General features: G+C 66.8%; 18 protein-coding genes. 8 read left to right on the top strand and 10 right to left on the bottom strand.

Annotated features, from left to right (window positions below; all coding sequences use genetic code 11):
• Positions 1-30 precede the first annotated feature (30 nt).
• Complete coding sequence (locus WG924_RS12310) at positions 31-1,677, bottom strand: amidohydrolase family protein (protein ID WP_345933337.1); 1,647 nt, start codon at positions 1,675-1,677, stop codon at positions 31-33.
• Positions 1,678-1,905: 228 nt separating this feature from the next.
• Between WG924_RS12310 and WG924_RS12305 the strand changes: the two genes are divergently transcribed.
• The gene (locus WG924_RS12305) at positions 1,906-3,336 is read left to right on the top strand and encodes an FAD-binding oxidoreductase (RefSeq protein ID WP_345933336.1); all 1,431 of its coding nucleotides are present in this window, start codon (positions 1,906-1,908) and stop codon (positions 3,334-3,336) included.
• Here WG924_RS12305 and WG924_RS12300 read toward each other — a convergent pair.
• Entirely contained in the window at positions 3,302-4,363 is a 1,062-nt protein-coding gene (locus WG924_RS12300; RefSeq protein ID WP_345933335.1) for an AraC family transcriptional regulator, read from the bottom strand. The genes WG924_RS12305 and WG924_RS12300 overlap by 35 nt on opposite strands.
• Positions 4,364-4,534: 171 nt before the next feature.
• Between WG924_RS12300 and WG924_RS12295 the strand changes: the two genes are divergently transcribed.
• Positions 4,535-5,326, top strand: coding sequence for a crotonase/enoyl-CoA hydratase family protein (locus WG924_RS12295; RefSeq protein ID WP_345933334.1), 792 nt, complete (start codon positions 4,535-4,537; stop codon positions 5,324-5,326).
• Positions 5,327-5,450: 124 nt separating this feature from the next.
• Complete coding sequence (locus WG924_RS12290) at positions 5,451-5,894, top strand: hypothetical protein (RefSeq protein WP_345933333.1); 444 nt, start codon at positions 5,451-5,453, stop codon at positions 5,892-5,894.
• Here the strand turns inward: WG924_RS12290 and WG924_RS12285 are convergent.
• The 7 genes from WG924_RS12285 to WG924_RS12255 all read right to left on the bottom strand — a co-directional run bounded on the left by WG924_RS12285 (position 5,851) and on the right by WG924_RS12255 (position 13,755).
• Positions 5,851-7,500, bottom strand: coding sequence for a N,N-dimethylformamidase beta subunit family domain-containing protein (locus WG924_RS12285; protein ID WP_345933332.1), 1,650 nt, complete (start codon positions 7,498-7,500; stop codon positions 5,851-5,853). The two genes, WG924_RS12290 and WG924_RS12285, sit on opposite strands and share 44 nt — an antisense overlap.
• Positions 7,497-8,432 (bottom strand): aminotransferase class IV, encoded by a 936-nt coding sequence (locus WG924_RS12280; protein ID WP_345933330.1) that lies wholly within the window; start codon positions 8,430-8,432, stop codon positions 7,497-7,499. The genes WG924_RS12285 and WG924_RS12280 overlap by 4 nt, the downstream gene beginning before the upstream one ends.
• Complete coding sequence (locus tag WG924_RS12275) at positions 8,429-9,076, bottom strand: TetR/AcrR family transcriptional regulator (RefSeq protein ID WP_345933329.1); 648 nt, start codon at positions 9,074-9,076, stop codon at positions 8,429-8,431. The genes WG924_RS12280 and WG924_RS12275 overlap by 4 nt, the downstream gene beginning before the upstream one ends.
• Before the next feature lie 137 nt (positions 9,077-9,213).
• Positions 9,214-9,966: a pyridoxine 5'-phosphate synthase gene (locus WG924_RS12270; protein WP_345933328.1), complete on the bottom strand. Its 753-nt coding sequence runs from the start codon at positions 9,964-9,966 to the stop codon at positions 9,214-9,216.
• 145 nt (positions 9,967-10,111) lie between these two features.
• Entirely contained in the window at positions 10,112-11,644 is a 1,533-nt protein-coding gene (ggpS, locus tag WG924_RS12265) for a glucosylglycerol-phosphate synthase (RefSeq protein WP_345933326.1), read from the bottom strand.
• A gap of 75 nt (positions 11,645-11,719) precedes the next feature.
• Complete coding sequence (locus WG924_RS12260) at positions 11,720-12,442, bottom strand: HAD family hydrolase (RefSeq protein ID WP_345933325.1); 723 nt, start codon at positions 12,440-12,442, stop codon at positions 11,720-11,722.
• A complete protein-coding gene (locus tag WG924_RS12255) occupies positions 12,442-13,755 on the bottom strand; it encodes an NAD(P)H-dependent glycerol-3-phosphate dehydrogenase (RefSeq protein WP_345933324.1) in 1,314 nt (437 codons plus the stop codon). Before WG924_RS12255 ends, WG924_RS12260 begins: the two co-directional genes overlap by 1 nt.
• Before the next feature lie 408 nt (positions 13,756-14,163).
• Here WG924_RS12255 and WG924_RS12250 point away from each other — a divergent pair, with 408 nt between their 5' ends.
• The 5 genes from WG924_RS12250 to WG924_RS12230 all read left to right on the top strand — a co-directional run bounded on the left by WG924_RS12250 (position 14,164) and on the right by WG924_RS12230 (position 19,465).
• Entirely contained in the window at positions 14,164-15,807 is a 1,644-nt protein-coding gene (locus tag WG924_RS12250; RefSeq protein WP_345933323.1) for an alpha-amylase family glycosyl hydrolase, read from the top strand.
• A 38-nt stretch (positions 15,808-15,845) separates the two neighbouring features.
• Entirely contained in the window at positions 15,846-16,298 is a 453-nt protein-coding gene (locus WG924_RS12245; RefSeq protein ID WP_345933322.1) for a GFA family protein, read from the top strand.
• A gap of 117 nt (positions 16,299-16,415) precedes the next feature.
• The gene (locus WG924_RS12240) at positions 16,416-17,186 is read left to right on the top strand and encodes a FadR/GntR family transcriptional regulator (RefSeq protein WP_345933321.1); all 771 of its coding nucleotides are present in this window, start codon (positions 16,416-16,418) and stop codon (positions 17,184-17,186) included.
• Positions 17,187-17,266: 80 nt separating this feature from the next.
• On the top strand, positions 17,267-18,415 hold the full coding sequence (locus tag WG924_RS12235) for a CynX/NimT family MFS transporter (protein ID WP_345933320.1): 1,149 nt from the start codon (positions 17,267-17,269) through the stop codon (positions 18,413-18,415).
• A gap of 123 nt (positions 18,416-18,538) precedes the next feature.
• The gene (locus tag WG924_RS12230) at positions 18,539-19,465 is read left to right on the top strand and encodes a CPBP family intramembrane glutamic endopeptidase (RefSeq protein ID WP_345933319.1); all 927 of its coding nucleotides are present in this window, start codon (positions 18,539-18,541) and stop codon (positions 19,463-19,465) included.
• Between the two features lie 66 nt (positions 19,466-19,531).
• On the opposite strand, the gene WG924_RS12225 is transcribed toward WG924_RS12230, so the two are convergent.
• Complete coding sequence (locus WG924_RS12225) at positions 19,532-19,762, bottom strand: MbtH family protein (protein WP_345933318.1); 231 nt, start codon at positions 19,760-19,762, stop codon at positions 19,532-19,534.
• Between the last annotated feature and the right edge of the window lie 46 nt (positions 19,763-19,808).

Here is a 19,808-nt window from a genome sequence, read left to right as displayed (position 1 = left end):
GTGCGGGGACAGGCTTGTTGGGGGGCGCGATCAGTCGTCGAAGCCGTAGAGCTGCGCCGGATTGGTGGCGAGGATCCGATCGCGGGTCGCGGCATCGGGTGACCAGATGTCGAGCATGTCGAGCAGGTCGCCGTCATTGGGCATCGGGATGTTCACGTAAGGGTGCGGCCAGTCGCTGGCCCAGACCACCCGTTCGGGGTTGGCCTGAATGATCGCGCGGGCATAGGGGGCCACGTCGTCATAGGGCGTGCGCGTGCCGGAGGTGATGCGATAGGCGCCCGACAACTTGGCCCAGGCGCGGCCATCGGCCAGCATCGACAGCATTTCCTGGAAGCCCGGATGGTCGGTGCCGATCGAGGTGGGCATATGACCCAGATGGTCGAACACCACATCGACCGGCAGCCGGCCCAGGGTCGCCTTGATGTCGGCGAATTCCGACACGTCGATCAGCATCTGGAGATGCCAGCCGAAAGGCGCGATCCGCTCGGCCAGCCGGCGGACATCCGAGACCTCGATGCCGCTCTTGAACAGCAGATTGATGCGCACACCGCGCACGCCGGCCTCGTGCATCCGTTCCATCTCGGCCGCGTCGATGGTCTCGTCGACCACCACGACGCCGCGAAAATCCGGGCCGCCGGCGCGGATCGCATCCAGCGTCGCCCGGTTGTCGGTGCCATAGACGCTGGGCTGCACGATCACCGCGCGCTGGATGCCCAGTGTCGCCAGCATGTGCTTATAGGCCGGCAGCAGCGCATCCGGCGGGGTATAGGTGCGATGCCGGGTATAGGGATAGCGGGTCTCGGGGCCGAAGATATGCGCATGGCAGTCGCAGGCGCCGGGGGGCGGTGTGAAGCGCGGCGCCCGGGGGGCGGCATCGGCTGGCGCGCAGGCCGGTATCAGGTTCTCTCCGATCAAGGTCATCCTGCTTTCTTCCCAACCCTGCAGGCCGCGCAGGCCCAGGCGGTCGGCGGATCTGAGCAGATGGAACCACGAGGCGCGGCGCGCCTTGTCGGGATCGCCCAGGCGCACGGCCTCAAGGATTGCCTCGAATTCACGCAGCATCTTGCGGGCCGTGTCGCGCGCGCCGGTGGCGCGTTCGGTTTCGACCGACAGCGCCACCCGGATGCGAGAGGCCAGGAACTGCATGAAATCGCGGAAATGCGGGTTGTTGCTGGCAATGGCGATCGCGCGGTGAAAGGCATGCTGTTCGTCGACAGCCGCTTCGCCGCGTTCCAGCCGGGATTTGAGGGCCGTGAACGCCGCCTCGATCCGGCCAAGCTGCGCATGGGTCCGCCTGCGGGCCGCCATGGCGGCACCGCTGACCTCCAGCTCCATGCGAAGCTCCATCACGTGACGGAAATCCTCGATGGTGCGCAGCGTATCGGTATCGATGTGAAACGAGGCGGCACCCGGATCCTCGGACACGAAGGCGCCGACACCCTGACGGGTTTCGACCAGACCTTCCTGTCTGAGCTTCGCGATCGCCTCGCGGATCGCGCTGCGGCCCACCGCGAACTCTTCGGCAAGCTCGGCTTCGGTCGGCATGCGCTCCCCCGGCGCGAAGATGCCCGTCGCGATGCGCTCGGAAATCTGCCGGGCGATCTCGTCGGACAATCGCTTGGGGCGATTGAGGGCCTGGAACTGTCGTTCCGGGGCTTTTCCGCTGCGGTCGGTCACGTGGTCTCTTCCCCCTTGGTCGCGCCTTGTATCCGGCTCCGGCACTGTCGTGCCGGGGCGGTCTGGTCTTCAATGCCAGCAGCGCGTTCGGTTGTCACGACTAGCATGACGTCAGTTGTCTGACAACTGAAAACTGATGTATGAAGGGAGCCAGCCGGGCCGTTCGAAGCCCGGCATCTGCCCATGGCCATCAGCGATGGCCGGCCCCGTTACCCGGAGGAGTCCCGTATGCCCGCCGCCGCCGCTGCACTGTCACCCTCGGCCTTCATCGACCGGTTGGTCGCCATCACCGGCCCGCGCGGGGTGATCACCGCCGAAGGCGATATGGCGCCGTATCTGGAAGACTGGCGGAAGCTGTATCGCGGCCATGCGCTGGCCGTGGTGCGCCCCGCATCCACCGACGAGGTCGCGGCGATCGTGCGGCTCTGTGCCGGCGCCGGTGTGTCGGTGGTGCCGCAGGGGGGCAATACCGGGCTGGTCGGCGGCGCCGTGCCCGATGGTGACGGCCGGTCGATCCTGCTCCAACTGGGCCGGATGAACCGGGTGCGCGGCATCGACCCGATCGATTATTCGATGGTGGTCGAGGCAGGCTGCGTGCTGGAGGCGGTCCAGGGCGCGGCGCGTGATGCCGGCCGGAAATTCCCGCTCAGCCTGGGGGCCGAGGGCACCGCCCAGATCGGCGGGTTGATCGCGACCAATGCCGGCGGCATCCATGTGATGCGCTATGGCATGATGCGCGATCTGGTGCTGGGGCTGGAAGTGGTGCTGCCCGATGGCTCGGTGCTGTCGGAACTGACCACGCTGCGCAAGAACAATGTGGGCTACGACCTGAAGCAGTTGTTCATCGGCGCCGAGGGTACGCTCGGCATCGTGACCGCGGCGTCGTTGAAGCTGTTCCCACCCTTGCGCGCCACCCGCACCATCTTCTTTGCGCTGCCGTCACTGGCTGATGGGCCGCGCCTGTTGTCGCTGTGCCGGGAATTCACCGGTGACGCGGTGGAGAGCTTCGAACTGATCCCGCGTCAGGGCATCGATTTCGCCACCGCCCATGTTCCCGGCACGGTCGACCCGTTGGAGGGGCGGCCCGAATGGACGGTGCTGACCGAGATCTCCGGCCGGTCCGACGAACGGCTGCAGGAGGATCTGGATCATCTGGTCGAAGCAGCATTCCAGGCCGGTCTGGTCACCGATGGCACCATCGCCCAGTCGGAGGCCCAGTCCAAAGCCCTGTGGCTGCTGCGGGAGGCGATCGTCGAAGGTCAGCGCCTGGCGCCGGGCATCCAGATCAAGCATGATGTCAGCGTTCAGGTCAGCGACATGCCCGGCTTCGTGCACGCAGCCTCGGAAGCAGTGTGGCGCATCCATCCCGATGCCCTGATCAATCCGTTCGGCCATCTGGGCGACGGCAACATCCATTTCAACGTCACCTTGAAGGCGGGTAGCCCGCCCGATGCGGTCAAGGGCGTGTCGGAGATCGTCTATCGGATCATCGATGATTTCGGCGGCTCGATCAGCGCCGAGCATGGCATCGGCCGGCTGAAGGCGGCGGCCTATGCCGCGCGCTGCCCGAAACCGCGCGCCGATCTGGCGGCCCGGCTGCGCAAGGCCGTGGACCCGAAGGGGATCATGAACCCGTCGGTATTCCGCCCCGCGCGCTGACCGGTACCGGCGGCATGCCCGGCCGGCGATAGGCGCCGGGCGTGCTGCCGGTCCAGGCCTTGAACGCGCGATGGAACACGGCGGCCGAATCGAAACCCAGATCGGCGGCGATGGCGGCGACCGGCCGGTCGGTGCGGGTGAGGTCGCGGATTGCGATGTCGCGGCGCAGCGCATCCTTCACCGCCCGGAAACTGGTGCCCTCGTCGGCAAGCCGGCGGGTGAGCGTGCGGGTGGACTGGCCGAGCGCCGCCGCGATCGCGGGCAGGTCATGGGCGGCGTCCAGCCGGCGGGCGATTTCGTCGCGCACCCGGTCGGCGATGCGCTGTTCGCGCAGCGTGGTGAACAGCCATTGCCGCGGGGCCGCATGCAGGAAGGGCAGCATGTCCTGCCGGCTGCGCCGGAACCGTTCGCGGCCGATCGCGGCCGGCATGCGCAGCGCCGTCATGGGCGCATCGAAGCTGACCGGGCAGGGGAAGAGCAGGGCGTGGTCGTCCAGATGCGGCGGCGGCGGAAAGGCGAAGTCGATGCCGGTCACCGGCGTTTCGCGCCCCGCCAGCCATGAGGTGACGCCATGATGCAGCTTCATCATCAGGACATGGCCGAAGGGGCGGACACGGGCATCCGGCGATGCCGGCTCCAGCGTCACCTCGATGATCTCGCCGTCGCGCCGGCAATCGAGCCGCCAGTCGTCGAGCAGCAGGTTCCACACCCGCGTGAACCGATAAAGCGCGGTCAGGATCGATGGCGCATCCAGAATGGCGGTGCACAGCAGCTTGAGCGAGCCGGTGCGGATGCGCCGCGACCATAATCCCATCATCTCGTCGCCGGTGCCGATGGCGACCCGCTGATACAGCGCCACCATCTGATCGCGTGTCACGCGGGCCGAGGGTGTGTCGAGCAGATCGGGCGCGATCCCCGCCGCCACCACGAAACCGCGCAGCCGGTCGGCCGGCGCGATGGTGGCCGCGGCATCCAGCAGCCCGTGCACGAAATCCGTCGACAGGGTGTCGCCGATCCTGTCCTGCATCCGCCGCTGCTTTCCCCATCGCTGGCCATCAGTTTGGCGGATTATGCATATCAGACGGCGCATCGCGGGATTTTTTATGCGGCGATTTCAGCGTATGGCTTGGCCCCATGGTCCGGGACGTCGCCATGGCGTCCGGCGTAATCTGCCAGTCCTTACCGGAGAGCCAGTCCCATGACAGCCACGCCCGCATCAGCCGACGACGTGCTGAACATCGACATCGACGGCAATGTCGCCATCGTCACCATCAATCGCCCGCAGATGCGCAACGCGCTTGATGAGGCGGCGGTGGCGAAGATCGACGCCTTCTTCTCGAACATCCCGCCCGAGGTGGGGGCTGTCGTGCTGCAGACCGAAGGTCCGCATTTCTGCGCCGGCCTGGACCTGAAGGAACATCACGCCAAGCGGCGCTCGCCCACCGAATTCATGCGGGTCTGCCAGGGCTGGCACCGTGCCTTCGACAAGATGCAGCATGGCGGCATTCCGGTGATCGCGGCGATGCAGGGTGCCGTGGTCGGCGGCGGGCTGGAACTCGCGGCGGCGGCGCATGTCCGGGTCGCCGACCGCACCGCCTATTTCGCCCTGCCCGAAGGCCAGCGCGGCATCTTCACCGGTGGCGGTGCCACGGTGCGCGTTGCCCGCATCATCACGCCGGGCCGGATGATCGAACTGATGCTGACCGGCCGGGTGATCGATGTCGAGGAAGGCCAGCGCCTGGGCCTTGCCCATTACATCGCCGACGACGCCCGCGCCACCGCGCTGGAGCTGGCGCGCAAGATCGCCGGCAATGCCCGGCTGTCGAATTACGCCATCGTCACCGCGATCAACAAGATCTCGGACATGTCGGCCACCGACGGGCTTTATACCGAGGGGCTGATCATGTGCATGGTCCAGACCGCGATCGACGACGTTCAGGGCCGGCTCGGTGATTTCGTGGAAAAGCGGACGGAGAAGGTCCAGCTCTGATCGCCGCTGGGGCCTGTCCCGCGCGCCGGCCTGTCGTGAAATCGAGACGCAGGCGCGTAGGAAACACCGCCGCGCGGCGTGGGATGCACGAGCCGTCTTGCAACCCTCGCCACCAGAGGTCCAGGTGCCTGTCCGCCATATCCGCGCCGCCATCGTCGGCTTCGCCCTTGCCGTCGCCGTGACCGGCCCCGCGAGCGCGGTTGACCGGTTCGATATCGTCACGCAGCCTCCGGGCGATGCCCGGGCGTCACTGTATACGACCGTCACCCGGCAGGCCGGGGGCGCGATCGATGCATCGGCGGGCGGCGTACTCCGGATGCCTTATAACCTGTCTGTCGTTGGTCGGGTGATCGAGCATCTGGGTGTGGATGGTGCGCGCGACTGGATGCGGACCGTGGCGGCCAGCCATGCCGTCGGCGTGCCTGCTGCCGCGACCGGCCGGACGATATGCGCCGGGGCCGACGCCATCGTGGCCGGGGCGGGTGTGTCGGAACGGGCGCCGTCGCCGGTGCCCGCCGGCCTGATCAAATGCGGGGCGCGCAGAACCGGGCAAGCACGTTGCGGGTGACCGCCACGGTATACGGGTCGCCGGTGATCAGCCCGTTGACCCATTCGCAGGTGCCGGCGGTGAACACCTCGCCGGCGCCCTTTGTGAAGCTGACGACCATGCCGCTGCCGCGACTGTGCTTGCGGACACTGTCTTCCGAGTCGTCATCGGTCAGCAGAGATGTCCGGAAGCGGGCATCGGCATCGCCCAGCATCAGGGAATAGGCGTCCTCGGGCCGGCCGCCTTCGCCCAGGGTCGCCCAGCCCATCGCCAGGATCTGCAGCCCTTGCGGCGCGCCATCGGTGCCGGTGGGCTCGGGCAGGCCGTCGGTGAAGGTATAGTCCAGCCCGTCCATCTCGAAGCCGAAGATATTCGCTTCGTCGCCGAACATGTCGGCATAGCAGAGCCCGGTGCCGGCGAAGGCCCAGTGTTCGGGCCTGAACACCGTGAACCCGCGCGGCGCCCGCCGCGCCATGCCGCCGAAGGCCGCATAGATGCCGCGCAGCGCATTGACCCCGAAGGTGGCAGCCCCGGGCCAGCCGACCATCGGGTCTTCCCAGGCGCTGGTCAGCCGGCTGGTGTCGCCGCTGGCCATGACGGGATCGCGGGCGCGGGCATCGTATTTATAGGCGACCTGCCGGCGCATGTCGTCTTCCAGGCGGATCTGCCACAGGAAATTGCCGGCGAAGCGCGCCACCCGGCCGCCCTGTTCGACATAGCGGTCGACCACCGCGCGCATCTCACGCGACCAGTATTCGTCATGGCCGACGAACACCACGCAGTCATAGCCATCAAGCGCCGCCGGATCGGCGTGAAGCTCGTCCTGGGTCAGAATCTCGACGCCATGGCCCTCGCGTTCGGCCCAATGCAGAAACGGCCGTTCATAGGACGCCCAGCCGGCGAGCGCGTAATATTTGGTGAAGCCGTTGAGGAAGGCCCATTCCACGCAGTCATAGCGCGCCGGGCCGGGCGCCCGTGGCCGCAGCGCATTGACCGAGCGGGGGGCATCGGATGGCAGCCAGACCTGGCCCCGCGCCCAGGGCCGCATGGCCGAGAGCAGCGGCGATCGCCCGCGCGGCGTGCCGGGGTTGAGGCCGAAATAATGGTTGGCACCACCCCAGTCATTATAGGCCGCCCAGGTCGAGGTGGCCGCAACCAGGGCGATCGATCCTGCCCGCGCGGCACCGTGCACGATGATCAGATGATGGCCCAGCGGCCGGCCGGCCGGTGCCGATGCATCCAGGATCTCGATCAGATAGCCGCCCGAGGGCAGATCCGCCGGAATGGTCCAGCTTTGAAACAGCGGCCAGTCGCAGCCGGTTTCATAGGCACGCTCCGGCACCGGGTGGAAAGCGGCGGCGCGAGGCTCGGTTTCGGCCACGACCATCGGGGTGGCACTGTCGTGCAGGATGCGCAGCCGGACCGAGGCGACGGTGGCCGACAGGAACAGCTCGACCCGGTCGCCTGCATGATAGCTGCGCCGGTCGGAATAACACCAGGCCGCTGGCGTGCCGGCCGGATCGGGTCGCTCCACCCATAATTCGCGCGCGGCATGCCGTGCGCCCGAGATGGTGGCCGGGCGCAGATCGCCACCCGGCCGGTCGCCACGTGCCGAGCCCGAACTCATGGCTGCACCGCAAGCGGGCGCACCGGGGTGCGGTAGCGGTCGTCGTCATGGGCCTGCCAGTAGGCATCATGCAATTGCATGGTGATCGGCCCCGGCCGGTCATTGCCCAGAATGCGGTTGCCGACCCGGGCCGCCGGCATCACGCCGCCGGCGGTGGTGGTGGTGAACACCTCGTCGGCATCGTCGAGCAGGGCGCGCGGGATCGGGGCTATCGCGGCCTCGATGCCCCGGTCGGCGCAGATATCGAGCACGGTGCGCCGGGTGATCCCCTCAAGGCTGCCGCGATCCGGCGTCAGCACCCGGCCATCCTTGACGATGAACACGTTGAAGCCCGGGCCTTCGGTGACGAAGCCGTCATGGTCGCACAGGATGGCAGTGTCATAGCCATGGTCATGGGCTTCCAGCAGGCCGGATGTCAGGTCGCTCCACTGATAATTCTTCACGGTCGGGTCGACCGAGGCATCGGGCACCCGCGGCGTGCCGGCAACCCACAGATGCGCGCCGCGCGCCTGAACATCCTTGGGGATGACGTCGATCCACGGGATCGCATAGGCGATCAGGTGGTTCTCGCAATCTTCAGGGCGGCGCGATCCGGCGACGCGCGGGCGCCCGCGCAGGCAGGCCATGGCGACATAGGCGTCGGTCAGCTCCGACAAGGCCACACAGCGATGCAGCACATCCTCGATCGCCGCCCGGTCCTCGGCCGGTGCCAGCCGGCGCCGCGCCATGGCGCGCTCAAAGCGGTCGAGATGATCGGCCAGCCGGAAGAATGCGCCCCGATGGACATGCACCACATCGTAGACGACATCCGAGCGGGTGAAGCCCCAGTCGGTGACCGGGATCACGGCGTCGTCCATCGGCACGAAGCGGCCGCGGATATAGGCGGCACCGCCGGCGAAGGGGGTGGTTTCAGGCTCGGTGCGATCGGTCATGGCAGCATCCCCAATGGATGGTCGCGCCGGGGCGCGTGTTCGGCGATGTGGAGGCGAAGATAAGCCACGCGGGCGTTGAGCGATTCCGCGGCCATCTCGTCGGTGACGTCGCCGTCGCGGGCGAAAGACAATGCCCAGATCGCGTCGCCGATGGTCATCGACACCGGCAGCGCCCGTTCCAGCGGCGCGCTGCCCGCCACCACGAAATGGCGCAGCAGCCGCTGATACTGGATGCGGCCGATCTGCCGGTTGGCATCCAGATCCGCCGAGCGGATCTGCCATCCGCCCTCGGCCCCCAGCAGCAGCCGCATGGCGACCGGATGGGCACGATAGAAGCCGAGCGCGCGGCTGCAATGGATGCGGAACAGATCCGGCCAGGCGGTCAACTGGCCATGATCGACCTCTTCGGCAGCCAGCGCCTGGAATCGGGCCATATAGCGCCGGGCCAGCTCGAACAGCAGCACCTGAGCGTTCGGGACATAATGATAGAGCGAGGCGGGGGGAAGCCCGGCCGCGGCCGCGACATCGGGCAGGCTGATCGCGATCGTGCCGCGCGCCGCGATCAGCGCCTCGGCGGCATCCAGGCTCTGTTCGAAACGCTCGCGGCTGCGGCGTTGCTTCGGCGGATCGACAAGTGCCGTCATCGGCGGATGCCCCCGGTCTGTCACAGGCCGATGCACAGCCTGAAAGCCGAAATTATTCGACTTACGACCGAGGGTATCGCGAAATTACGGCATCATCAATCGTCAAAAACCGATTCAATTCGGCTTTGTCGTGGCGATTAAGCTGCGTTGAGGATGTCCAGATACCGGCGCACGGTCTCGTCCCAGCCGAGGTCGAGGGCTTCGGCGGTGATGGCATGACCGATCGAGACTTCCAGGCAATTGGGCGCGCGGTGGAGGAAATCGCCCAGATTGACCAGATTGAGGTCGTGGCCGGCATTCATGCCGATGCCGGCGGCTTCGGCCGCAGCGGCGGTGGCGGCCAGATGGGGGGCCGCCGTGGTGTCGAAAGCGGGCGTGCCCCAGGCCATGGCATAGAGGCCGGTATAGACCTCCACCCGGTCCAGCCCCAGGCGCCGGGCCTTGGACGGGGCGGCGGGGTCAGGATTGATGAAGGCGGCGATGCGGGCGCCGGATGGGCGGACCAGCGCCAGACCATGAGCCAGTTCCTCGCCACGGCTGTCGAAATCCCAGCCTTCTTCCGAGGTGCGGGCGCCGGGCGCATCGGGAACCAGGGTCACCTGATGCGGGCGGACGCGGTTGACCAGGGCCGCGAAATCCTCGCTGGGATAGCCTTCGATGTTGAATTCGGCACCGATGATTTCGGGCAGGTCGCTGGCAAACAGGGCGGCCAGCTCGTCGACGTCGCCAAGCCGGATATGGCGCTGATCGGGGCGGGGATGAACGGTGATGCCATGGGCGCCGGCGCGCAGCACCCGCCGCGCGGTCGTGACCACGCAAGGATAGCCATTGTCCCGCTGGTTGCGCAGCAGCGCCACCTTGTTGAGATTGACGCTGAGCTTGGTGGTCATGGTGGCGGTCCCCTGAAGATCAACCGCCCCGCCGGTTCCACTGACCGGCGGGGCGGAGCACAGCATATATCTTCAGGCGGCCTGCGGGCGACGGAATGTTGCGGCAATCGCGTGCGCCGCCGCCCGGGCCCTGAGGGCGGACCGATCAGCCGACCTTCAGCGTCGCCGGATCGGTGGTCTGGTCGAACTGGCCGATTTCGGCGAAGCGCTCGAAGGTGTGTTCGGCCCAGCGCGCGACGTCATAGCGGCGCACGGTCTCGTACATCGCCGCCATCCGGGCGCGCGCCTCATCCGGTGCCATGTCCAGCGCCTGATCCATTGCCGCATCCATCGCCCGTTCCGAATACGGATTGGCCAGGATCGCCTGCGGGAATTCGATGGCGCAGCCGGTGAATTCCGACAGCACCAGCGCGCCTTCCTGGCCGCGCTTGGCTGCGACATATTCCTTGGCGACCAGGTTCAGGCCGTCACGCAAGGGCGTGATGACGCAGACATCGGCGCGGCGGTAATAGGCGATCAGCTTCTCGAACGGGATGGCGTTCGAGAACAGCAGGATCGGCGTCCAGTTCAGTTTCGAGAACCGGCCATTGATCCGCCCGACCAGGGCCTCCACCTCGCGCTGGGTGTCGCGATAGATCCGCATGCCGGTGGCGGCCTGCACCGACACCACCATCAGCTTCACCTTGGCATGCAGTTCGGGGCGCCGTTCCAGCAGCCGTTCATAGCTCTGCAGGGTTTCGCGGATGCCCTTGGTGTAATCGGTACGCCCCACAGCCACGATCAGCCGGCGGCCGGCCAATTCTTCGGTGATCTCGTCCTGAAGCGTCTGGTTGGCTTCGGTGTCGAGCACCTTGGCCACGAATTGCGGGTTGGTGCCAACGGGGAAGGCATCGATCCCCACCCGGCGGCCGTTATGGCGCACAGCGGTCGGCACCTCGGGTTCCGACAGGGCAAGGCCGGCTGGCGACATGCCATCTTCCACCCGCACGCTCTTGTCGACATGCACGTCGCGCAGCGCGCGCGCGACATCGGCGAAGTTCTTGGCATAGCGCGGGATATGGAATCCGACCAGATCGCAGGCCAGCAGGCTGTCGACGATCTCTTCGCGCCAGGGCAGGATGTTGAAGATATCCGGCGCCGGGAACGGCGTGTGGTGGAAGAAGGCGACCCGCAGATTGGGCTTGATCTTGCGCAGATAACCCGGCACCAGCCACAGATTGTAGTCGTGCACCCAGACCAGGGCGTCGTCTTCGGCCTGCGCCGCGGCCGCTTCGGCAAACAGCCAGTTCACCTCGCGGAAGGTGTTCCAGTCGGTGGTGTCATAGCGGAACAGCCAGGGGAAGGAATGCAGGATCGGCCACAGCGCCTCCTTCGAGGTGACGTGGTAGAACATCTTGACCTGATCGGCCGTCAGCGGCAGGCGTGAGACCGCATATTTTCCATAGCTGTCTTCGATCTGGATGACGCGTTCGAACTTGTCCTGACGTTTGGGGCTGACCTGTTTCCAGGCCACCCAGGCGCCTTTCCCTTCAGGAACACGGCCGAAAAAGCTCTTCAGGGTCGGAACGATTCCATTGGGGCTCTTGTTTTCCCGATAGACAATCTTGTCGCCGACCAGTTCCTCTTCGTAAGGCTGGCGGTGATAGACGATCACGAGTGACGATTTCTTGGCGGTCATCCCTGTCCCTTTCGATCTCGATGCGGTCTCGACCCGGCAGCGGTGCGCCCTGACGGTGCAGGGTGCCACCGCATTTCAGGTGAGGCCGAAATGACGGATCGCCTCGGCGATACCGGCGGCACCGTGGCCGGTGCTGCGGTAGACCCAGGGCTTGTCGGTGAGCCGTTCGACCAGTGGTGGTTCGGAATTGCCGACGGCAACCCCTTTCAGCCCGGTCTCGAACAGCGAAAGGTCGTTGAGCGTGTCGCCGGCGACCAGCACCCGGTCGGCCGGCAGATCCAGTGTGTCGATCAGCTTCAGCAGGGTCGGCCCCTTGGCCACGCCCTTGGGCAGAACGTCCAGAAAGGTACTGGCCGACAGCAGCCAGTCGAAGCCGGCATCCTCGATCTTGGCGAGGGTGCGCGGATCGAGCGTGTCGGGGTCGTACCAATAGCTGACCCGGCGCTCGAACGGCGTCGGCTGAAGCCGGATGCCGGGTTCGGCGGCCAGCATGTCCTTCACGCGCGGGCCGGCATTGTCCCATAGCGCGCCGATCGGCCCCTGGACCTCGTGCACGACCTGAAAGTCGCGCCCGGCCACCACCGTGGTGCCGACATCGCCGATCACGTAATCCGGGTGCGGCATGCCGGGCTCGGCGACCAGTTCGCGAATGAAGCCGATATCGCGGCCGCTGACGAAGATCAGCAGCGCGTCGTCGCGCGCCGACAGCGTCTGATACAGATCGCGCCGCTCCTGATCCGAACCGCCAAGGAAGGTGCCGTCGAGATCGGTTGCGAGTATGAGATTGTAACGGGTCATCATGCTTCCGTAATCGCGGTCAGAAGGTCGCCGGTATCGCTGTCACCGGTTCGGGCACCGGTTCGATCATCGGCACGGTTGCCGGCATGGGCGGGATTGCTGAGCGCGACCACCGGCTCCAGGGCGCGGCTCTCGGCGCGGATCGGCCGGGTGAGCAGGGCGGTCATCGCGGCGTCGATGTCGAGCCGGCCCTTGATGATGGCGTGCACCGCCTCGCAGATCGGCATCTCGACCCCCAGCCGCCGGGCAAGCGCCGTGACCGTCTCGGCGTTGACGGCGCCTTCGACCACCGCCGATTTGCCGGCCAGCGCTTCATCGGGCGTGGCACCGCGGCCCAGCGCCAGACCGAAGGTGAAGTTACGCGACTGCTCGCTGGAGCAGGTGAGGGTCAGGTCGCCGATACCGGCCAGGCCGGTGACGGTTTCGCGCCGGCCGCCCAGCGCCTGGGCCAGACGTTTCAGTTCGGCCAGGCCGCGGGTGATGATGGCGGCGCGCGGGTTGGAGCCAAGCCCCCGCCCGGCGGCGATGCCGCAGGCGATCGCCAGCACGTTCTTGACGGCGCCCCCGACCTCGACCCCGGTCAGGTCGTCGGAGAGATACGGCCGAAAGTCGCGCGTGCTGAGGGTGACGGCGATCCGTGCCGCCAGCGATGATGCCAGCGCGGCCCCTGCCTCGTCGGCATCGATCAACTCGTCGTCGTCGGCATCGTCGGTGCGCTGGACGTCGGCCGAGGCGATGGTGACCGCGGTCGGCTGACCTTGCGCCACTTCGGCCGCGAAGCTCGGTCCCGACAGCACGGCCTGCGGCCGGTCGGGCATCGCCTCGGCGATCACCTGGGTCATCATCAGCCCGGTGTCGCGTTCGATCCCTTTGCTGCAGATCACGACCGGCACGCCGGGCGCCAGATGGCGCTCCACATCCGATGCCACCGCGCGCAGAAACTGCGACGGCACCACCAGCAGCACCAGATCGGTGCCGTTCAGCGTTTCGGCCAGGTCATTGCCAACCCGGATCGCGGCCGGCATGTCGTGGTCTGGAAGAAAGGGATTGCGACCCCCGCCATTGATCGCGGCCACGGCATCCGCTTCGCGGATCCACAACCGGGTGGCACAGCCGGCACGGTCGGCGACCATGGCCAACGCGCTGCCCCAGGCACCGCCGCCAACCACCGTGACCGTGCGGAAAGGCTTCAGCCGTGCGGTCGGGGTCTGCTGATCGGCGGGGAGGGGTGACGGGGATGGTGCGGGATCTGCGCCGGGGCGCGGAGCGGTGGTGCTGCTGTTGGAACTGGCGGCCATGCCGTCGGTCGTCACGTGTGCGGTGCTCCCTTGCCGGTGAAGCCACGGGCTGCCGGAAGCCGGCCCGAGGCGGGACGCCGGATCACGACTGATCCGAGGCGGGACGCCGGATCACGACTGATCCGAGGCGGGACGCCGGATCTTGACTGATCCGTGGCGGAACGCCGGATCATGACAGGCTGTCAGATCACGACGAAATGCCAGGACGTGCCTGGACATCATATGTGTTGCAATGCAGCGAAAACCAAGACCGACAGGTCGTCAAAAGCCCGGTTCCGCCATTGCCGCGCAGGTCGTGCGCAGAGCGGCTGGCCATGGGAAGGAATGATCCACGGCGTTCATGAATGTTCGACGACACCCGATCCGCGCTATATGAACATAGCACAGGGCGCGATTTTGCGCGACAGCGAAGGGGCAGGCAGAATGCAGTGGTGGCGCGGCGCGATTATCTATCAGATTTATCCGCGCAGCTTTCAGGATACGAATGGCGACGGCATCGGCGATCTGCCCGGGGTGACCCGACGGCTGAGCCATCTGGCCTCGCTGGGCGTGGACGCGCTGTGGATCTCGCCGTTCTTCAAGTCGCCCATGGTCGATTTCGGATATGACATCGAGGATTACCGCGAGGTCGACCCGCTGTTCGGCACCATCGAGGATTTCGACGCCCTGCTGGCCGAAGCCCACCGTCTGGGGCTGAAGGTGGTGATCGATATGGTGCTGAGCCATACCTCTCAGCGGCACCGCTGGTTCCAGGAAAGCCGGCGCAGCCGCGAGAATGCCCGGGCGGACTGGTATGTCTGGGCGGACCCGCGCCCCGACGGTACGCCGCCCAACAACTGGCTGTCGATGTTCGGCGGAAGCGCCTGGACCTGGGAGCCGCGGCGCCGACAGTACTATCTGCATAATTTTCTGCCCGAACAGCCCGATCTGAACCTGCATCTGACGGCGGTGCAGGATGCCCTGCTCGATGAATGCCGATTCTGGCTGAACCGGGGTGTCGACGGTTTCCGGCTGGATGCCTGCAACTGTCTGACCCATGACCTGGATCTGCGCGACAATCCGGTCAGGCCCACGGGCATGGCGCCGACCGAGGCGGTCAGGCCGTCCAACCCGTATAATTATCAGATGCATGTCTATAACAAATCGCGCCCCGAGACGCTGGACTTCCTGAGCCGCCTGCGTGCGTTGACCGACGAGTATGGCGACATCCTGCTGATCGCCGAAATCGCCGCCGATGACAGCCTGTCGGTGATGCGCGACTATGCCGGCCCGGCGGCACCGCTGCACACCGCCTATTCCTTCGCGCTGCTGGGCCCCGAATTCGATCCGCGCACGGTGACCGGCGCGGTCGCCGCCTTTCATGCCGAAGGTGTCGGCAACCGGCCGGGCCGGGACGGCTGGCCAAGCTGGGCGTTCAGCAATCATGACGTCGAGCGGGTGGTGTCGCGCTGGGGCGGGCGTGACGCGCCGGCGGATTTCGCCAAGGCCCTGATCGCGCTGCTGTGTTCCCTGCGCGGCACGGTGTTTCTGTATCAGGGCGAGGAATTGGGGCTGCCCGAGGCGGATGTTCCCTATGAGCAGTTGAAAGATCCTTACGGGCTGAATTTCTTTCCGGATTTCGCCGGCCGCGATGGCTGCCGCACGCCGATGCCCTGGGATGACAGCGACCGCCATGCCGGATTCTCCACCGTCGACGGTTGGCTGCCGATCCCCAACGACCATCTGCGTCGCGCCGTGGGCGCACAGGCCGCCGATCCGGCATCGGTGCTGTCGTTTACCCGCCATTTCCTGCGCTGGCGCGCGGCGCGCCCGGCGCTGGTCAGTGGCGATATCGACATTGTGGCGGCCACCGAGGACGTGATCTGCGTGATCCGGACCCTCGACCGTCGCCGCCTGCTGGTCGCCATCGAGCTTGCCGGGCGCGGCGGATCGGTCGATCTTCCCGAGACCGTCGTTCAGGTCGAGGAAGATCACCATCTGGCGCTTGGCTGGGTGGAAGGCGACCGCATCATCCTGCCGCCCTATGGCGCCGTCTTCGCCTGGCTTGAAGACCAGCTTGTGGCCTGATCCTGATGACCATGGCCCAGACCGAAGGAGATCCCCCGATGAGTGACGCCACCGCCGCCAGCGTCAGCGGCACCTGCCGATGCGGTTCCGTGACGATCGCGGCTGCCGGCCCGCCGCTGATCACCATGGCCTGCCATTGCCGGGAATGCCAGCGTATGACCGGCAGCGCCTTTTCGCTGAGCAGCCTGTATCCCACCGACCACTTCCAGGTGACGGCAGGTGAGCCGGTGCCCTGCAAGGTGGGGGCACAGACCACCCATTATTTCTGCCCGCAATGCCATAGCTGGCTTTACAGCCAGCCGGTGGGCATGGAGCAACTGGTCAATATTCGCGCCACCCTTCTCGACGACGCGGCCGGCTTCCGTCCGTTCATGGAGGTGTACACCAGCGAGAAGCTGCCCTGGGTCAATCTGCCGGCCAGCCACAGCTTCGAGAAATTCCCACCGATGGACGCCTATCCGGCGCTGCTTGCCGCGTTTGCGGCAGCCTGATCGCACCGGCCCGGCCCTGCATGGATCGCAGGGCTGGGCTCCTCCCGGTAATCTGGTATCGTGAACCGAAACATCGGATGATTGGATCAATCGTCGATACCACCGGAGCACCCCCTGATGTCCATGCCCGCCGCCATCAACCGCCGCAGTCTTGTCGACGCCGCGATCGAGGGGTTGCGCGCGCAGATCACCGAAGGCACCTGGGCGGTTGGTGGCCGGATTCCGCCGGAACCCGAACTGGCCCAGGCACTGGGGGTGGGGCGCGGCACGGTTCGTGAAGCCGTGCGGGCACTGGCCTATCTGGGCATGCTGGAGGTCCGCCAGGGCGACGGCACTTATGTGCGGGCAATGGCCGAACCTGGCCAGACGCTGCGCCGGGTGGCCCATGCCGGCCATCGCGACCATCTTGAACTGCGCGCGGCGCTGGAGATCGAGGCCGCGCGGTTGGCGGCACTGCGCTGCACGCCCGCGGCGCTGGCGCGGATCGATGCGGCGCTGGCTCTGCGCGGCTCGATCGAGCCGGCGCCATCGGATCCCGTCGCCTTCGACATCTATATCGACCACGACATCGCCTTTCATGTGGCGGTGGCCGAGGCCGGCGGCAATGCGGCGCTGGCTGAACTCTATTGCTGGTTCACCGAACAGTTGCGGCGCTATCTGCGCCTGTCTCTGGCCGATCGCAGCCTGCCCGAGCCCAGCCTTGCGGCGCATGTGGCGGTGCGCGATGCCATTGCCGCCCGCGACCCCGATGCCGCCGCACAGGCGGCCCGCGATCTGCTGGCGCCGGTGGTGACCACGGTTGAACAGCGTCTGGCGGCAACGATGCCGCCTGCCCACACCTCTTCCCCCCCGTCCCGAACCCGTTCCGTCGAGGAGCCGCAGCCGTGAATGCGCCATCCCCCCATCGGCATGCAGGTCGTCCGGTTCAGGACGCGCCATCAGCCACCACACCGCGCCCGGCAGCGCCCATGACCGCCGTGCTTCTGGTCGTGGCCATTGTGCTGGTGGCCCTGAACCTGCGGCCGGCCCTGACCAGCATCGGGCCGCTGCTCGGCACGGTCTCGGCGGCGCTGGGCATCAGTTCCGTCACCGCCAGTCTGGTCATGACGTTGCCGGTGCTGTGTCTGGGCGCGTTCGGACCGGTGGCACCGCTTCTGGCGCGCCGGATGGGGCTGCCGGCGGCGGCTGTGGTCGGGTTGGTGATGATCGCGATAGGTGTGGTTCTGCGCGGCTTTCTGGGCGCCCCCGGCCTGTTTGCCGGATCGCTGATGGCGGGTGCCGGCATCGGCATCACCGGCGTGCTGCTACCCGGTGTGGTGAAGCAGGCCTTTCCCGAACGGGCCGGCCTGCTGACCGGCATCTACACCATGGCGCTGTGCGGAGGCGCTGCCGTCGCGGCAGGGCTGACCGCGCCGATCGCCGAAGCGTCGGGCAGTTGGACGCTGGCGCTGGGGGTCTGGGCGGTGCCGGCGATTGTGGCGGCACTGGTGTGGTGGCCATCGGCCCGCCATCTCGACACGCGCTCGGGCCATCGTCCCGCCGCCGGAACGCGGCTGCTGGCCTCGCCGCTGGCCTGGTCGATCACCTTGTATATGGGCCTGCAAAGCTCGCTCGCCTATTCGGTGTTCGGCTGGCTGCCCAGCATTCTTCAGGATCGCGGCGTCAGCGTCGTGACCTCGGGGCTGGTGGTGTCGATGTCGTTGCTGGTGCAGACGGCGAGCGCGCTGGTGGTGCCGATGATCGCCGCCCGGCGGCGCAACCAGCAGCTCTGGGTGCTCGTCATCATGAGCGCCACGCTGGCCGGTATCCTGGGCATGATGTGGGGGCCGATCGCCACCATGTGGCCCTGGGCGGTGGTGCTGGGCATCGGCCAGGGCGGCAGCTTTTCGCTGGCGCTGGTCATGATCGTGCTGCGCGCCGGCGATGCGATGACCGCGGCCCGGATGTCGGGCATGGCGCAGAGCGTCGGCTATACGCTGGCGGCGCTGGGGCCGCTCGCCATCGGCATGATGCACGAGATCACCGGCGGCTGGGACAGCGTCGGCTGGTTGCTGACAGCGATTGGTCTGGTGGCGCTGGTCGCGGGCCTTTATGCCGCACGCGACCGCACACTCTGAACTGTTGCGCGAAGGTAAACCGCCATTTATCACCGGGGATAGGTGTTGCCAACTTCATGACCCGTCGCGCAAGATTGGCGCGGCGACGGTATGGCCGGGCGCGGCACTCTGGCGGATGAGGCGATGATGCGCGAGGCGGACGGCACAGGCCGGGGTGGCGAGAACGCCTATCTTGCCCAGGGGTTGATCGGGCGCAGCGGCGCGCTGGTCTATATCGTCGGGATCCTGGCGATCCTGCTGGCGGTTCCACTGCTGGCCGCACAGGTCATCGGCCCGATCCAGATGAAGCTGATCAGCACCTTCGGGCCGCCGGACGCCACCGTCAACCTGTTCGCCACCAAGGCCAATATCGCCGGCTTCCTGATCTGGATGGCGATGTTCCCGATCTGGGTTCTGGGCGTGTTTCTGGTGGTGCGGCTGCTGAACGCCCGGCCCTTCCTGACCCTGATTTCACCTGAACGCCAATACAATCTGCGGCTGATCGCCGTGGCGTTCATCATCTATCTGCCGATCGTCCAGGCGTCATCGCTGGCCGGCATGTGGTTGCAGGGATCACCGATCGATCTGGAACTGGCATTCGAGCCTGCCGGCTGGGTGGCCGGGCTGGTGCTGGGCGGTTTCCTGTATCTGATTCAGGCGACATCGGATGAACTGGTGTTCCGTGCCTATCCGCTTCAGGGGCTCTATGCCAGCATCGGCCGCCCGATCGTGGCGGCCGTCGGCGCGTCGGTGATTTTCGCGGCCTATCACTACAGTCCGAACAACACGCCGATGGATTATGTCAGCCTGTTCGTGGCCGGTCTGTTCGCGGCGGCGCTGACCGTGAAGGCCCAGCGGCTGGAGCCGGCGATCGGCGTGCATCTGGCCAACAACATGGCGTTGTTCTCGATCATCCAGAACCCTGAAGTCACGCCGGCCGAGCCGATCTGGCGACTGATGACGCCGGCCGGGATGTCGTGGTGGATGGTCGCAACCGGGATCGCCGCGGCCCTGATCTTCTGGGTGGTGTTCTTCCGGCTGGCCGGCGGTGTGAAGGCTGCCAGAGCCTGAAGAGTATCAGAGCCTGAGAGCGCCGGCGCCGGTTGACCGGCGCCGGCCGTTCCGGCCAAGGGCCGGTCAGTCCGTCTGCCGGGCCTGTTCGGCCTCCATGGCCTTGCGCAGGCTCAGTGGCCGCATATCGGTCCACACCTCGTCGATATAGGCCAGACATTCGGCCTTTGGTCCCGACTTGCCGACCTTGTTCCAGCCAAGCGGCACGTCGCGATCGGCCGGCCAGATCGAATACTGCTCTTCGTGATTGACCACGACCTCATAGATCGTCGTGTCTTCGGTATCATCCCAGCTCATCGGATCATCTCCCGGATCTTGGGGGCGGTTGACAAGGTCATGCGGT

Origin of the sequence: Tistrella arctica, from assembly GCF_039630945.1 — a bacterium.
GTDB classification, from domain to species: Bacteria; Pseudomonadota; Alphaproteobacteria; order Tistrellales; family Tistrellaceae; genus Tistrella; species Tistrella bauzanensis.
The sequence above is the reverse complement of the archived record's forward strand: the minus strand, read 5'-3'. Positions and strand labels throughout refer to the sequence as shown.